The 16070-nt window shown below is 66.9% G+C and carries 12 protein-coding genes; 4 read left to right on the top strand and 8 right to left on the bottom strand.

Annotated features, from left to right (window positions below; genetic code table 11):
• The first annotated feature begins 143 nt into the window (after positions 1-143).
• Together Q0W90_RS08845 and Q0W90_RS08840 are read left to right on the top strand one after the other, a co-directional pair.
• Complete coding sequence (locus tag Q0W90_RS08845) at positions 144-1214, top strand: IS110 family transposase (RefSeq protein ID WP_297594854.1); 1071 nt, start codon at positions 144-146, stop codon at positions 1212-1214.
• A 14-nt stretch (positions 1215-1228) separates the two neighbouring features.
• A complete protein-coding gene (locus tag Q0W90_RS08840; protein WP_297774170.1) occupies positions 1229-1888 on the top strand; it encodes a class I SAM-dependent methyltransferase in 660 nt (219 codons plus the stop codon).
• A 19-nt stretch (positions 1889-1907) separates the two neighbouring features.
• On the opposite strand, the gene Q0W90_RS08835 is transcribed toward Q0W90_RS08840, so the two are convergent.
• The 8 genes from Q0W90_RS08835 to Q0W90_RS08800 all read right to left on the bottom strand — a co-directional run bounded on the left by Q0W90_RS08835 (position 1908) and on the right by Q0W90_RS08800 (position 13490).
• Positions 1908-3902 (bottom strand): acyltransferase family protein, encoded by a 1995-nt coding sequence (locus Q0W90_RS08835; protein ID WP_297774168.1) that lies wholly within the window; start codon positions 3900-3902, stop codon positions 1908-1910.
• A gap of 234 nt (positions 3903-4136) precedes the next feature.
• Entirely contained in the window at positions 4137-5573 is a 1437-nt protein-coding gene (locus Q0W90_RS08830; protein WP_297595628.1) for an aldehyde dehydrogenase family protein, read from the bottom strand.
• A gap of 15 nt (positions 5574-5588) precedes the next feature.
• Positions 5589-7301 (bottom strand): thiamine pyrophosphate-binding protein, encoded by a 1713-nt coding sequence (locus Q0W90_RS08825; RefSeq protein ID WP_297595629.1) that lies wholly within the window; start codon positions 7299-7301, stop codon positions 5589-5591.
• Between the two features lie 2 nt (positions 7302-7303).
• Positions 7304-8443 (bottom strand): CoA transferase, encoded by a 1140-nt coding sequence (locus tag Q0W90_RS08820; protein WP_297698736.1) that lies wholly within the window; start codon positions 8441-8443, stop codon positions 7304-7306.
• A 13-nt stretch (positions 8444-8456) separates the two neighbouring features.
• Positions 8457-9392 carry an SDR family NAD(P)-dependent oxidoreductase gene (locus Q0W90_RS08815; protein WP_297774165.1) on the bottom strand — a complete coding sequence of 312 codons (936 nt, stop codon included), beginning with the start codon at positions 9390-9392 and terminating at the stop codon, positions 8457-8459.
• Positions 9389-11254: an NAD(P)/FAD-dependent oxidoreductase gene (locus Q0W90_RS08810; protein ID WP_297595631.1), complete on the bottom strand. Its 1866-nt coding sequence runs from the start codon at positions 11252-11254 to the stop codon at positions 9389-9391. Before Q0W90_RS08810 ends, Q0W90_RS08815 begins: the two co-directional genes overlap by 4 nt.
• Before the next feature lie 5 nt (positions 11255-11259).
• Positions 11260-12636: an aromatic ring-hydroxylating dioxygenase subunit alpha gene (locus Q0W90_RS08805; RefSeq protein WP_297774163.1), complete on the bottom strand. Its 1377-nt coding sequence runs from the start codon at positions 12634-12636 to the stop codon at positions 11260-11262.
• A complete protein-coding gene (locus Q0W90_RS08800) occupies positions 12636-13490 on the bottom strand; it encodes an SDR family oxidoreductase (RefSeq protein WP_297595633.1) in 855 nt (284 codons plus the stop codon). Before Q0W90_RS08800 ends, Q0W90_RS08805 begins: the two co-directional genes overlap by 1 nt.
• A 220-nt stretch (positions 13491-13710) precedes the next feature.
• Here Q0W90_RS08800 and Q0W90_RS08795 point away from each other — a divergent pair, with 220 nt between their 5' ends.
• A complete protein-coding gene (locus Q0W90_RS08795) occupies positions 13711-15321 on the top strand; it encodes an SMP-30/gluconolactonase/LRE family protein (protein WP_297698731.1) in 1611 nt (536 codons plus the stop codon).
• Positions 15321-16070 (top strand): GntR family transcriptional regulator, encoded by a 750-nt coding sequence (locus tag Q0W90_RS08790; RefSeq protein WP_297595635.1) that lies wholly within the window; start codon positions 15321-15323, stop codon positions 16068-16070. The genes Q0W90_RS08795 and Q0W90_RS08790 overlap by 1 nt, the downstream gene beginning before the upstream one ends.

Here is a 16070-nt window from a genome sequence, read left to right as displayed (position 1 = left end):
TAGGCTCGGTGCCGCCCGTGGGGTTGGCGTTCATGCGTTTTGTCGGCATCAGGTGTGAAGGGCCGGCCGGCGTGACTTGATAGGAGCGTGGCATCCGCCCCCACTGAGATGTGTCCGCCGACCGGCCCAACCGTCACCTCACAGTGAAGGAGGCAACCTCCATGGTTGTTGTTGGAGCCGATGTGCACAAGCGCACGCATACGTTTGTCGCGGTCGACGGGGTCGGCAAGAAGTTGGGTGAGAAGGTGGTTGCGGCGACCAGCCTCGGGCATGGTCAAGCGGTGATGTGGGCTCGTGAACGGTTCGGGTCTGAGGTGGTGTGGGCGATCGAGGATTGCCGGCATTTGTCGGCGCGCCTGGAACGCGATCTGATGACCTCTGATCAGAAGGTGGTGCGGGTGCCGCCGAAGTTGATGGCTCAGGTGCGGGCCTCGGCGCGCACTCGTGGTAAGTCCGATCCGATCGATGCGCTGGCGGTGGCGCGGGCGTTTCTGCGTGAACCCGATCTTCCGATCGCGTCGCATGATGAGGTGTCGCGTGAGCTCAAGCTGTTGGTGGATCGACGGGAAGACCTTGTCGTTCAACGGACCTCGATGATCAATCGTTTGCGGTGGCGTGTTCATGAACTCGATCCCGAACGTGCCCCAAAGCCAGGATCGCTGGATCTGGCCAAGCACCGTCGACTTCTGGGTGACTGGCTAGCAACCCAGCCCGGGCTGGTCGCTGAGCTGGCTCGCGATGAGCTGGCCGACATCACCCGGCTCACCGAAACCATCAACGCGTTGGCCAAACGGATCGGTGAACGGGTCCGCACGGTCGCCCCGGTGCTGCTTTCTCTTCCAGGCTGTGGGGAGTTGACCGCGGCCAAACTGGTCGGGGAGGCCGCCGGAGTGACCCGCTTTAAGAGCGAGCCGGCCTTCGCCCGCCATGCCGGCGTCGCACCGATTCCTGTCTGGTCGGGCAACACTGCCGGCCGCGTACGCATGACCCGCTCAGGCAACCGCCAACTCAACACCGCATTGCACCGCATCGCTGTCACACAGATCCGCCTTGAGGGCCTCGGCCAGGCCTACTACCGCCACCGCCTGGCCACGGGCGACTCCAGCACCGAAGCGCTGCGCTGCCTCAAACGTCGCCTGGCCCGCGTCGTTTTCCACCACCTACACACCGACCACCAAAACCGAACTCAGCCTTGCCAAACGGCAGCGGCTTGACATAGGAGAAACTCATGACCACAACGTTGCAGGATCCCGGGGTCGCATCGACGCTTGACCGCATGTATGCCGAGTCGAAGAACCAGATGTCGCTGTTGCGTGAGCGGCGTGGCACGTTCGAGCAGCCGATGACCGCCCAGCAGCGGGCCGACGCGATGAGTGAGTTCTACATCCCGGTGACGCCCGAGGCCGGCCGGCTGCTGTATTCACTGGTACGGGCCACCCGCCCGGCGACGGTCGTCGAATTCGGCATGTCATTCGGCATCTCCGCCCTGCATCTGGCCGCCGCCGTGCGCGACAACGGGAGCGGCCGGGTGGTGACCACGGAGCTCAGTGAGACCAAAATCGCGGCGGCGAAGAAGACGTTCGCCGAGACGGGCCTGGACGATGTGATCACCATCCTGGAGGGCGATGCCCTGACCACGCTGGAAAGCCTGGACGGAGCAATCGATTTTCTGCTGCTCGACGGTTGGAAAGATTTGTACCTACCCGTGATCGAGTTGCTGGAGCCCCGCCTGTCCACGGGTGCGTTGGTCATCGCCGACAACGCCAGCTCGGCCGATATGGCACCGTATCTCGACCGCGTGCGCGACCAGGACAACGGCTATGTCAGCTTCAACTTCCAGGTTCGCGACAGCGACAGCATGGAAATCAGCTGCCGCACAGGCAATTAGGAAAATTACCTCAGCAGAGCTACCTCAACGACTCCTCGAGCCACGGTGTCAGCCACTTCACCCCTTCCGGGGTCAGGTGCACACCGTCGCTGCGCACCTTGATGCCGTCGACCTTGGCGGTATAGACGCCGTCAGGGCACAGCTTCTTGTTCAGGTCGAGGATCGCGACGCCTGGATGGTGGCTGACCGTCTTGCGTAACATGGTGTTCCACAGGTTGACCCGGTCCGGCTGGTCCTCCGGATACAACCGGCCGTCCGGCTTTTCACCTCCCCGGCTGTAGGGCACGGTGGCGACCACCACTCGGACACCGGTGGAACCCGCGATGGTCAGCGCCCGCTCGAGCTCGCCGTTGAGATAGGCGTCGAAGGTGGGGTCGCCGATATGGGTCCACTGGCCCTCGTTGACGCGGTCCACCGTTTCCCAGCGGCCGATGATCAGCAGAGCGACATCCGGCTGGTCCTGGCTGATCTGCGATGACCACCGGATGGGCCAGCCGTCGCATTCGGACCTTTGTTCCAGGGTTTGGCCGACATACCGGTACGGCGTGCCACGCACCAGGCTGCATCCGATGACGGTGTGGTCGAGGAACGCAAACCCCGGTGTCGGCGGAAGGTAGTGCATCCACGTCCACCCGATCGAATCACCGAACACCGAGACGGTGAATGGCCGATGGGGATCCCGCGGCCGGCTTTCGCCCGGTGGTGACGGCGAGACCGCCGCGACCGCCGAGACGCCCGGCGGCAAACCCACCTCGCGCAGCCCCGGGCCGGTACCCACTGGAACCACCAACAGCGTCACCGCCGCGGCGCTGGCCACGGTCGCCGCCGCCAAGGGCAGCAACGGCACCCGCGCCGGGCGCCAGCGCCGGATGGGCTGCTCGAGCACCCAATACGACGCGGCGGCCACCACCACCGTGGCGGCACACCGCGCGGCGAACAACGGCAGCCCTGCCCACCCGGTCCGTTCGCCGTTGAGCGCCAAGAAGATTGGCCAGTGCCACAGGTAGACGCCGTAGGAGATGGTCCCGAGCCACACCAGCGGTGGCAACGCGAGGGCGCGGGCGACGACGCCGCGCTGCTCCAAGGCGACCGGGGCGATGACGACCACTGCCGCGATCGCGACGCCGATCAGCAAGCCGTGGCGGAATTCGCCGCTGGCGCCGGTGGCGTAGTGGGTCGCCGCCGCCAGACCCGCCAAACCCAACAGCGGCAGGATCCGGGCGGCGCGGCGCGCCCACCGGGTGCGGATCATGCACCAGCCGCGGTTCATCGACGGCCAATCGCGCACCAGCAGTGCCGCGGCCGCCGCGCCGACCAACAGCGCCTGCGCGCGGGTGTCGGTGCCGAAGTAGATCCGGTCGCGGGTGGCGTCGGAGGCCATGACGATGGCGACCGCCGCGGACGCCAACGCCCCCACGGTGGCGATGACGAAGATGGCGAAGCGCACACCGCCGACGGTGGCCCGGGTGAACCGGCGCCTCGCGCGGGTGGCAAGTAGCAGGGTGACCACCATCAGCAGCAGCGGCCAGACGAAGTAGTACTGCTCCTCCACGCCGAGCGACCAGGTGTGCTGCAGCGGCGACGGCGGCGCGCCCTGGGTGAAGTAGTCGGTTTTCTGCGCGACGAACCTCCAGTTCGCCATCCACACGAAGGCCGCGATGGCGTCGTCGCGTAGGCCGGTCAGCGAGCGTTCGGGGAGCAGCTGCCGCGCCGCGGCCACGGTGAGCACCATCAGCACCAGGGCCGGCAGCAGCCGCCGCGCGCGCCGGATCCAAAACCCGGTGAGCCCGATGCGGCCGGTGCGGCTCAGCTCGTCCAGCAGCAGCGAGGTGATCAGGAACCCGCTGAGAACGAAGAAGACGTCGACGCCGATGAATCCGCCGCTGACACCGGGGATGCCGCCGTGCCCGATGAGCACCAGCGCGACCGCGATCGCGCGCAGGCCGTCGAGCGCCGGGATCCCGCTGCGCCGCTCCGGCCGGTCCCAGACCGCCAGCCGGCCAACCCTGCGCACGGGGGCGACCCATCGGGGCCGAGGACGACGGGCCGGTGCGGGATGAGACCCGCCCGGCTCGATGCTCGCTGTCAGCGCGCCGTGACTACCATCCCGCCCGGCGCCATGGTTGATGCCGATACGTCGTTGCCCCTCCTCGTGAACGCAGCCAGCTTAAGGGCGGACGCGCGGGATTGCGCGCAGGACACGCAAGCGGTTTTATGCAGTGGCGCGTTCGGATTTCGGGCCCAAGCGCTATTCGGCGGCCTTGTCGGGGGCGTAGCCGAGGGTGCTCTTGACCTCCAGGTACTCGTGGAAGCCGAACTCGCTCCATTCGCGGCCGTTGCCGCTGCGCTTGTAGCCACCGAACGGTGCGTTCAGGTCGAATGCGTGGTTGATCGTCACCCACCCCGCGCGGATCCTGCGGGCAACCTCCCGCGCCGTGTCGAGGTCGGCTCCCGAGACGAAGCCGGCGAGGCCGTATTCGGTGTCATTGGCGATCTCGACGGCTTGGTCGAGGTCGTCATAGCCCAGGATGCACAGCACCGGGCCGAAGATCTCCTCCCGCGCGATCGTCATGTCGTTGGTGACATGCGCGAAGACGGTCGGCTTGACGTAATACCCCTTGTCCAGCCCCGCCGGGCGTCCCGGACCTCCCGCGACCACGGTCGCGCCCTCGTCGATGCCCTTCTGGATCAGGCGCTGCACCTTGTCGAACTGCGCCTTCGACGCCACCGGCCCGATCGCCGTCGCGTCGTCGGGGCTGCCCACCCGGATTTGCTCCGCTACCTCGCGCGCGATCGTAATAGCCTCGGCCATCCGTGAATTCGGTACCAGCATGCGCGACGGCGCGTTACAACTCTGTCCGGAGTTGGGCATCATGTTGGCCACACCCGCGCTGACACCGTCGGCAAAGCCGCCGTCGTCGAGGACGACGTTGGGGCTCTTACCGCCGAGCTCCTGGGTCACTCGCTTCACCGTCGGGGCGGCGTTCTTGGCCACCTCGATGCCGGCGCGCGTGGAGCCGGTGAACGACACCAGGTCGATGTCGGGATGGCTCGCCAGGGCCACACCCACGCCCGCCCCGTCACCATTGACCAGGTTGAACACCCCCGCCGGCACGCCCGCGGCGGCCAGGATCTCGGCGAAGATGTAGGGCGAATACGGGGCGACCTCAGACGGTTTCAGCACGACGGTGCAGCCGGTCGCCAACGCCGGGTAGACCTTGACCGCGACCTGGTTGATCGGCCAGTTCCAGGGCGTGATCAAACCGCAGACACCGATCGGCTCGTTGGCGATCAGGGTCGCCCCGCGTTGTTCGGAGAACGGGAAGTTCTTCAGCACGTCGATGGCCGTGGTCAGGTGACCGATCCCGAGAAAGACCTGCGGCCCCGCGGCCAGCGAGGGCGGCGCGCCGATTTCCTCGGTGACCGCCTCGGCCAGATCGCCCGCGCGCTTCTGGTATTCGGCGAGGATGGCCTGCAACAGGTCCAGGCGCTGTTCGCGGGTGCTCTGCGACCAGCCGGCGAAGGCGCGCCGCGCGGCTTGGACCGCCGCGTCGACGTCGGCCGCCGACCCCAGCGAGATCTTTCCGGAAACCTGCTCGGTCGCCGGGTTTTCCACGTCGAAGGGATTGGGCCGCACCGGGTCGACCCACTGTCCGTCGATGTAGAACTTCAGGTATTCGCGCATCAGCTCATCCTTCTCTTACTGGGTGCCTTCTGCATACCAGGTGCGGAATCGGTCGTACTTGGGCATCTCCTCCGAGTTGGCCTTCGGGTCGATGCACACGTGCACCACACCGACTTTGCCGCTGGCGTAGGCGCGGGCTATCGCCGGGCGGATCTCGTCCTCCTTCTCGACGAACTCACCGTGGCAGCCGAAGCCCTCCGCGATCCTGTCCATCCGGACGTCCTTGCTCCAGTGCACGCCGGGCTGCGGTGACGGCTGGGTGAAGGTGCGCTTGTAGACGCCCACCTCGAGGCCCCACTGGTGGTCGACGCCCACCACGCACACCAGCGGAAGATTCCGCCGCGCAGCCGTTTCCAACTCGGCGATGTGGAACAGGAATGCCGAATCGCTGGTCAGCAGCATCACCGGGCGCTTGCCGCCCTCGGCGACCGATGCCCCGACGGCGTAGGGCAGGCCGGTGCCGAGGTGGCCGAAGTTCTGGTTCCAGATGACGTCGCGCGGTTTGGCCTGCGAGTAGGTCCACTGAAAGATGACGGTGGCGCCGCCATCGCGGACCATGATGCCGTCCTCGAGTTCGTTGAACGCCTTGGTGGCCTCGACGACGTATCGCGCCGGGTGGATCGGCGAGCGTCCCGACGGTGCATTCTCGGCGAGCTGCGCGAGTTCCTCGGCGTCGGCGTTGACCAACTTCTCGAGATTGGCCGCTCGCGTGCGCGGCGTGTCCCGCAGCGCGTCGACGAGCTGCGGGACGACGCCGCGCAGATCGCCCACCAACGGCACGTCGAACTGGCGGTTGACGCCGATGGCGGCCGGGTCCTGTTCGACGTACACCCATTTGCGGTTCGCATCGTTGCCCGCCCAATGCTGGGTCCGGCCGTAGTGCATGGGCTCACCGAGTTCGGTTCCCAGCGCGACGCACAGGTCGGATTCCTCGACTGCCTCGTTGGCGGCCGGGGAGAACAGGTAGGGGAAGGTCCGCTCCCGCAGACCCGGGATGTACGACGTCCCGCCGGAGGTCTGGATGACCGGGCAGGCCATCAAGTCGGCGAGCTCCTTGACCGCGGGACCGGTGCGCGACGTGTGCACGCCATGGCCCACCAACAGAATCGGGCTCTTCGCTTCGCGAATCAGCTTCGCGGCCTTGGCGATCTCCGATGCGCCCGCCCCCTGGTTGACCAGACGATAACGATGGGGAGGCAACGGTTCCGCGACGTCGAGCTCCTCCAGGATGACGTGCGACGGGTACTCGATGTAGGCCGGGCCGGGGGTACCGGACATGGCCTTGCGGATCGCCTCGTGGATGATCTCGTCGGTCTGGTCGGCGTACTCGATGGACGCGCTGTACTTGACGGACGGCGCGAAAAGCGGCTCCTGGCGGACGAATTGGATGCGACCGCGGCGGACCCGGCGCTCGGTGATGCGGGCGCGCTGGCCGCCGAGGAAGATCACCGGCGAGTTCTCCACGAGCGCGCACTGGATCGCCCCGGCGATGTTGGCCATGCCCGGGCCGAGGGTGCCGATGCACAGGCCGGGCTTGCCCGTCATCCGCGACGCCGCCTCGGCCATGAATCCCGCGCTCAGTTCGTGATGCGGCGAGACCACCGACCACCCGCGAGCGTCGGCCTCGGCGAACATGTGCACGAAGTTCGGGTCCGGGATCCCGAACAGCGTGTTCACCCCCTCCGCCTCGAACAGGTCAAGGATGCGCTTGTAGACGGGCACGGCCATGGTCAGAGTTCCTTTCCCTCGCGAGCGCCGATTTCGGCGAGCACTTCTTCGGTGTGGGCGCCGAGTTCGGGCGCCGGCCCCGCGACGCGACCCGGTGTCCTCGAGAACCAGGTGGGCACGCCCGGGAAGCGCACCGGCCCGTGCGGGGTGTCCACCGTCTCGAACATGCCGACGGCGGCCAGATGCGGGTCGTCGAACAGCGCGCCGGGCGTGTTCAGTGGCGCGGCCGGTATCTCGAGTTGGCGCAGCAGCGTCAACCACTCCGCGGTGGAACGCTCTTTCATCGTCTCGGCCACCAGCCCGTAGACGGTGTCGATCTGGCGGGCGCGCTGTTCCAACGTCGCATACAGCTCGCTTGCCCACGGTGGTTGCACGGCCGCTATGAAGGCGTTCCAGTGCTTGTCGTTGTAGATCAAGGCGGCGATATGGCCGTCGCTGGTGCGGTACGGCCGGCGGTTGGGCGCCACCGTGCGCGGGTACACGGCGGGGCCCAGCGGCGGGTCGAACAGGGCGCCGTTGGCATGCTCGACGAGCATGAACGAGGCCATGGTTTCGAACATGGCCACCTCGACCTCTTGCCCGTCTCCGGTGCGCTCGCGGTGAAACAACGCCATCATCGTCGCGTAGAGCGCCGTGAGCCCGGCGATCTTGTCGGCCATGATGGTGCCGACGTAATCGGCTTCGCCGGTCAATTGCTGTTGCACCGCCGGCAGGCCGCATTCGGCCTGGATCGTGTCGTCGTAGGCGGGCCGATCGCGGTCGGGCCCGCGTCGCCCATACCCGTAGCAATTGGTGTAGACGATCGCGGGGTTGATCGCGGCGACGTCGTCGTAGTCGAAGCCGAGCTTGGCGATCGCCTTGGCGCGCATCGAGTGGATGAACACGTCGGCGGTCTGCACCAGCGCGCGTAACGCATGCGTTCCGGCGTCGGTCTGCAGGTCCAGCACGATGGACCGCTTGCCCCGATTGACGTTGACGAATACCCCGCTCATGCCCGGCGCCGGACCCACGGAAATGTAGCGGGTGTTATCCCCTTGTGGTGGTTCGACTTTGATCACGTCGGCGCCCATGTCGGCCATGATCTGCGTGCAGTAGGGCCCCATCACCATCGCGGTCAGATCGATCACGCGCACACCGGCCATCGGGCCCGTCGGGCTAGCCATTCAGTGCTCCTTGATCGGTCGACCTCTGCGCCAGATCGAAGCTGTAGCGGATGTGCTGGTCATGCCCATCCGGGACGGCCGGAAAGATGAGGGGCGCCTCGACGTATCGGATCGCGTCCAGATGGCTGCCGACGTCCTCGATCGTCCACGATGCCCGGCACACGCCCGGACTCTCCGCGATGACCGCCCGTGCCACGCGACCGGCCAGCGCGATGAACAGTTCACCGGTCACCGAGCAGGATTCGTGTGCGAGCCAGCCCACCACGGGCGCAACGAGTTCCGAGCCCATCGGTGGATAGGCGGAGGTGTCGATGCCTTCCGCCATGCGCGTCACCGCGGCCGGCACGATCACGTTGCACCGCACACCCTCGGCGGCGCCCTCGAGCGCGGCGACATTGGACAACCCGATCACACCGGCCTTGGCGGCCGCGTAGTTGGCGACGCCGTGGTTTCCGTACAGGCCGCCGATCGATGACGTCAGCACGATGCGGCCGTAGCCCGCCTCGCACATGCGCGGAAACGTCGGCCGCACCACGTTGAACGCGCCGCGCAGATGCACGTCGAGCACGGCGTCGAAGTCCTCGTAACTCATCTCCTTCAGCGAGCCGCGACGGACATTACCCGCGTTGTGCACCAGGATGTCGATACCGCCGTAGTGCTCGAGCGCGGTCGCGATGATCGTCTCGCCGCCTTCGCGGGTCGCGACCGACGCGCCGCATGCGACGGCCTGCCCCCCGGCCGCGGTGATCTCACCGACCACCTGTTCGGCCGGACCGGCGTCGACCCCTTCGCCGTCGAGGTTGCCGCCGGCGTCGTTGACGACCACCTTCGCTCCGCGCGAAGCGAGCAGTTGCGCGTAGGCGCGCCCCAGGCCGCGGCCGGCCCCGGTCACCACGGCGACGCGGTCGTCGAATCGCAACTTGCTCACGAAAGCTCTAGGCCTTCCAGGTCACCCCTGGCGCGCCACTCGGCGATCAGGTCACCGAAGGCGTAGAAGCCCGGCGAGTAGAAATCACCAAGGAACCCACCATTGTCTTTGGCGCCACCCTGACCCTCGTTGTTGTAATAGCCAGGGGTGCAGGACATCTCGAAGGCCGAGTTGTCGATCGCGAGTTCGGCGACCGTTTTGACCCAACCGTCCTGGCCCTCCTGACTGGGTTCGACGGTGGTCGCGCCGCGTTTCTGCGCCTCGGCGATGATGTAGGCGATGTGCTCGGCCTGTTGCTCGAACATCGCGGTGGTGTTGGCCGAGACGCCGCCCTGGATGAAGCCGGTGAAGAACTGGTTGGGGAATCCGCGGGTGGTCATGCCGTGCAGCGTCTGGTACCTGTCGTGCCAGTAGTCGAACAGCGACAGCCCGTCTCGGCCCTCGATGATGTCGACCGCGAAGCGCCGACTGATCTCCGTGGAGATCTCGAACCCGCTGGCGAATACGACGCAATCGACCGCGTACTCAATGCCGTTGGCGACGATGCCCTTTTTCGTCAGGCGTTCCACTCCCTTGGATTCCGACACGTCCACCAACGTCACGTTAGGCAGGTTGAACGCCGGCAGGTACGTCTCGCTCGAACACGGCCGCTTGCACATGAAGCGGTAGTACGGCTTGAGCGCCTCGGCGGTGTCGGGGTCGTCGACCAGGGCGGCCACGCGGCGGCGCAGCCGTTCCATGATCTTGTAGTCCTCTTCCTCCCGGATCGCCATGATCTCCTCGATCCCCAGCGAGGCGGGCTCCGGGCTGGCGGCAATCCGGGCGGTCATGTTGCGGCCCAATTCGGTCCAGAAGTCGCACACCAGATCTGGTTCGCCGAAGACCACCCCCACAAACGGTGACCAGTTGTGGAAGTTGCGCTTGCGCTCCTCCTGCCAACCGGGCTGCAGGGCCGCCGCCCAGGCCGGGTCGGTGGGCGTGTTGGCGCGCATGTCCACCGACGACGGCGTGCGCTGGAACACGAAGAGCTGCTTGGCATCCCGGCCGAGATGCGGCACCAGCTGGACACCGGTAGCCCCGGTGCCGACGAGCGCGACCCGCTTGTCGGCCAGCCTATGCAGGCCGCCGTTGGCGTCGCCGCCGGTGTAGTCGTAGTCCCAGCGTGCGGAATGGAACGCGTGGCCGCCGCTGTCCAGGTACTCCTTGATACCGGGGATACCGGGCAGCTTCGGCTTGTTGTACGAGCCCTGCGCCATCACCACGAACCGTGCGCGGATGTCGTCGCCGCGGTTGGTGATCAGTCGCCAGCGCTTGCTCTTCTCGTCCCAGCGCATGGTCTCGACCTGCGTTGAGAAGATCGCGCCGTCGTAGAGGTCGAAGTGTTTGCCCATGGCCTGGCAGTGCGCGAAGATCTCGGCGCCGTCGGCGAACTTCTTGCTCGGCAGGAAGTCGAGCTCCTCGAGCATCGGGATGTAGCAGTAGGCGTCGTTGTCGCACTGAATGCCCGGGAAGCGGTTCCAGTACCACACTCCGCCGAAGTCCCCGGCCATGTCGATGACCCGAACATCCTGCACGCCAGCCTTTTTCAGGTAGGCGCCCGACAACAACCCGGCAAACCCGCCACCGAGGACGGCCACTTCGATGTCCTCGGCGATCGGGGCGCGGTCGGCCACCGGGGTGTACGGGTCCACCTCGTAGAGATCCGCCAGGTCACCGTCGAGTTCGAGGTACTGCGCGCCGCCCTCCTTGCGCAGGCGCTTCTCGCGCTCCTGGGCGTACTTGGCCCGCATCGCGTCGATGCCGACGTCCTGCGGTACGTCGGTGGGCCCGCAGGTATCAGACCGCCTATCAAACTGGGTCATCTAGCTCAAAGCTCCTGTGGTTCGCCGGTACCCATGTATCTCGACAACTGGTAGTGCAGGTTGACGGTGCTGCGCTCGCGGTAGGGGTTGGGCTTGGTGCCGGGGAAGCCGAGGGACTTCATGCCCTGCTGCACGGCGGCCATGTTGGAGAAGTCCTGCGGCAGGACCGACCGCCACCTGGGGTCGCCGACGGGTGTGTATTCCCACTCCGTCTGGGGCTCTTCACCTTTCGGGTACAACTCGAAGACCGACACCTCGAATATGCACCTGTCGGGGTTGTAGCTGGGGTGCGGCCGCGCGCTGTAGCACAGCGCACTGGTCAGACCCAGCCCGATCTGGAAGTTCGGAAAGATCTGCCAGGCCGTGCCGGCCTGCCCGAGGATGTCGGCGGGAATCGTCGGCCAGATCACGCCGCGGGCCTCGTCGTCGCGGCGTGCCGACGCCAGCCAGTGCTCGAGGACCTTGTCGGCCGGCGTCCCTTCCGGCAGCTCGTCGACCAGTCGCTTGGCCGCGTTCACCAGCGTCTGGGTGGTGGTGGCGTTGGTTTCCTCCATCGTGTACATCTGCATCTGGGCGGTCGACACTCGCGGATCGGCGCCGGTACCGAGGCGGATTTTGGACTTGGTGGCCTCCATGTCCTCCGGCGCGTCGTAACCGATGTTGCTGTGCTTGCCTTGGGCTTTCGCCCATCCCTTGAACTCGCCGAACTTATTGAACTCGGGATGCGTGGTGTAGACGTGGTAGGTCTCGTTGAAGGCCTCCAGCGCGACTTTCCAGTTGCAGTCGAAGGGCAGCCACTTGCGCCATTTGTAGCGCATGTTCTCCAGGCCGAACGGGTCGAGGATCTTCGCGGCGGGGAAGAGATAGTCGGCCAGTGGCTCGCAGTCGGGGTCCATGTTGATCCACAACCAGCCGCCCCACGTGTCGACCCGGACCGGTCGAAGGTGGGTGTTGTCGGGGGTGAGCGCTTCCTGCCAGTCCTGTTGTTCGCGGATATGAGTGCAGGCGCCGTCCAAGCCGTAGGTCCAGCCGTGAAAGGGGCAGACGAACGACTTTCGGGTGCGCCCACAAACGTTCTTGGCGCCTTCGGGTGTGTCGATCAGCCGGCGGCCTCGGTGCATGCACACGTTGTGGTGCGCGTGGAATTCGTTCTCGCCGGTGCGCACCACGATGATCGAGTCGTCGAGGATGTCGTAGGTCAGGTAGCTGCCCACCTCGGGCAATTCCTCGACGCGGCCGACCTGCTGCCAGACTCTGCGCCACAGCTTGTCGCGCTCGGCGCGGGCATAGTCCTGACAGATGTATGCTTCGACACCGATCGTCATCGGCCTCGAGAGTTCCTCGGCCGCCGCGGAATTCGCGTCTTTGGCCAGATCAGTCATCAGATCCTCCTAATCGCCGCGCGGAAGGATTCGTCTTTGAGGAACAGCGACGTGTTGTCGGCGCCAAGATGGCTCCATTTGAGGTCCAGCCCGCCGTCGACGAGCACCGTCTGGCCGGTGATGTAACTCGACATCTCCGAGAGCAGAAAGAGGATGGCGCCGGCCTGCTCCTCGGGCCGCCCGCGTCGGCCCATCGCGATCGCCTGCCGATCCCGGTCGGGGTCTTCGTCGACGTAGGTGCGCGAGGCCGCCGTCTCGGTGACGCCGGGCGCCACGGCGTTCACCCGGATCCCCGACGTCGCCAATTCGAGGGCCATCGTGCGGGTCATCGCCGCGATCGCGGCCTTGGCGGTCCCGTAAGCGATGTGAAACGGCGCGGTGTTCATGCCGCTGATCGACGAGATCGACACGATCGACCCCGGCTGGTGTTGCGCGACGAGCTCGCCCGCCACGGCCTGACTCATGAAAAAGGCCGTTTCGAGGTTGTCGGCGAAGATCTTGCGCCAGTCTCCACGCATCACCCGGGTTGACGGCATCCACGTCGACGGCTCGGCGCCACCGGCGACATTGACCAGCCCGTACAAGCTGCCGTCGGCGCGGCGCGCCCGGTCGATCACGGCGGCGATGCCCTCGTCGGTGGACGCGTCGGCCGCGACGGGCACCACGGCCAGCCCCTGTTGTGCCAGCGGAGCGATGTGCTCGTCGAGGTTTTCCTTCGAGCGGCTCACCGCGATCACGGTGGCCCCGGCCCGGGCGGTCATGGCCGTGACGGTCGTGCCGATGCCGCCACCGCCGGCCCCGGAAACCACCACGATGCGACCGTCGAGCCTTAGGAGATCCTCGTGATCGACCATGACCTGCTTTCGCCTGCCGCCAGCGCCTTGAAGCGCTCGCAGCGGGATCTACTGATGATTTGTCCGGACAAAACATGCCATTCTGTCCCTTGGAGAACACTATTCCGAGCGGTGGACTTCGCTGTCAAGATCGGCTGGCAACACTTTTGCGGCTATTGTCTGGACTACGAGGAATTGATAACGTCCAGCCCAACCGGCTGACGGAAGGACCTCGGCGAGCATGGCCATCTCAACCCAGCCATCGCGGTATGCGGCAGCACACGCGATCGACGTCGCGCAGGGCTGGGGGCTCGAGCGGATCACCGCGCCCAGCCGGCTGTTCGGCGCCAACGGCGTGCGCACCGGCCCGGACGGCCGCATCTACATCGCCCAGGTGACCGGCAGTCAGATCAGCGCGCTGGATCTCCGCACCGGGGAGCTGGCGACCGCCAGTCCCAAGGGCGGCGACATCGTGGCGCCCGACGACGTCGCGTTCGACGCCAGCGGCAACCTGTACGCGACCGAGGTGATGGACGGCCGGGTCAGCGTGCGCGACACCGGCGGCCGGACGCGGGTGCTGCGCGACGACGTGCCGTCGGCCAACGGCATCACCTTCCATCGGGGCCGGTTGTTCGTCGGTGAATGCCGTGAGGGCGGACGGCTGTTGGAATTCGACCTGGGCGGCGGACCGCCACGGGTGCTGTTGGAGAACGTGCCCTCGCCGAACGCGATGGAGGTCGGGCCGGACGGCCTGCTCTACTTCCCGGTGATGGGCGCCAACGAGATCTGGCGCGTGGACCCCGACGGGGGCGAGCCGCAGTGTGTCGCGGGCGATCTCGGTGTGCCCGACTCGGTCAAGTTCGACGCGCAGGGCTACATCGTGTCGACTCAGGTGGCGAGCGGGCAGGTGCTGCGCATCGATCCTCGCAGCGGCGAACGGCGGCTGCTCGCCCAGCTGAACCCGGGGCTGGACAACTGCACCTTCGTCGGTGACCGGCTGTTCGTATCCAACTTCACCGGCGAGATCAGCGAGATATCGGCCGACGGCACAGCGCAATCCGTGTTGCCCGGTGGGCTCAACTGGCCGATGGACCTGGCCGTGGGCCATGACGGGCAGCTGTACATCGCCGACGGCACATACTTCTACGCCGCTTTGCCCGACGGCTCCCTGCACACCGCCGGAATGTTGTTCAGCCCCGGCTATCCCGGATTCCTGCGCGGCGTCGCCGCGAGCGGGCCCGGTGAGTTCGTCGTCACGACGTCGGGCGGCCAGGTAGCCAGCTACCGACCCGAGGCGTGCGAAAGTGGCGTGCTGGCAGACGGTTTCGACCAACTGTACGGCGTCGCGGTGAGCCCGGGCGGTGTGGTGGTTGCGGAGTTGGGCACCGGGCGGGTGCTGTCGCTGCGGTCGGGGGCCACCGAGGTGCTGGCGACCGATCTGCGTGAGCCGGTCGGCGTCGCGATCGATGCCGACGGGACCGCTCTGGTGGCGGAGGCCGGCGCCGGGCGGGTGGTGCGGATAAACGGGTCGAGCGTGGAGACCGTCGTCGCCGATCTGCAACGCCCGCAGGGCATTCTGGTCCAGGGCGGCATCCTCTACGTCGTCGACGCCGGCGCCAAGGAGTTGATGGCCTTCGATCTGGCCAGCCGCACGCGCCAGACGGTCGCGTCCGGGCTGCCGGTCGGCCCCCCGCCGGGCGTGACGCCCAAGCCGCTGCGCGGCATGCCACCGTTTTCCGGACCGCAAGGCCCATTCGCCGGCATCACCGCCGCGGCCGACGGAACGCTGTACCTCTCGGCCGACGGTGACGGCAGCGTCCTGGCCTTGCGCCCGAGCGGCCACGGTCGCTGATGTCCCAGGCCATCGCGGGCGACCACCGCTACCTCCAGATCGCGCGCACGCTGCGCAAGGAGATCGTCGACGGGGTCTACCCGGTGGGCTCGCAGCTGCCGACCGAGCACCAGCTGTGCGAACGCTTCGCGGTGAGCCGCTACACCGTTCGTGAAGCGCTGCGCCGGCTGCGGGACGACAACCTGGTCGCGTCCCGGCCGCGGGCGGGCACCCGCGTGGTGCCCCGGCCGGCGTCGAGTTCCTATGCGCAGGACGCGATGTCGATCGACGACTTGCTCGCGTTCGCGGCCGGCGCGCAGCTGACCATCGAATCCAATGCGATGGTGACGATCGATGACGAGCTCGCCGACCGGACCGGGCTCGAAGCCGGCACCCAGTGGCTCTCGGTGCGCGGCTACCGGCAGGCCGATGGCGCGTCGATACCCATCTGCCGAACGGAGTACTACATCAGCCGCAGTTTCGCGGCGGTCGGCAGGCTGCTGCAACGCCATGCCGGCCCGATCTTTCCGTTGATCGAGGATCTGTTCGGCGTGAGCGTCTCCCAGTTGCACCAGGAGATCGCGGCCGTCCTGTTATCGCCGGAACTTGCCGACGGTCTCGGCGTCGAGGCGGGAACGGCCGCGCTGCAGATGCGGCGCACCTACACGACCTCCGACGGCGAGGTAGCCCAGGTGACGATCAACACCCACCTGTCGACGAGGTTTCGGTACGCGATGACGATGCGTCGCGTCACCGGTCAGGCCGGTTGA

This window comes from Mycobacterium sp. (assembly GCF_025933915.1).
Lineage (GTDB): Bacteria > Actinomycetota > Actinomycetes > Mycobacteriales > Mycobacteriaceae > Mycobacterium.
This window is presented reverse-complemented; position numbering and strand designations above follow the sequence as displayed.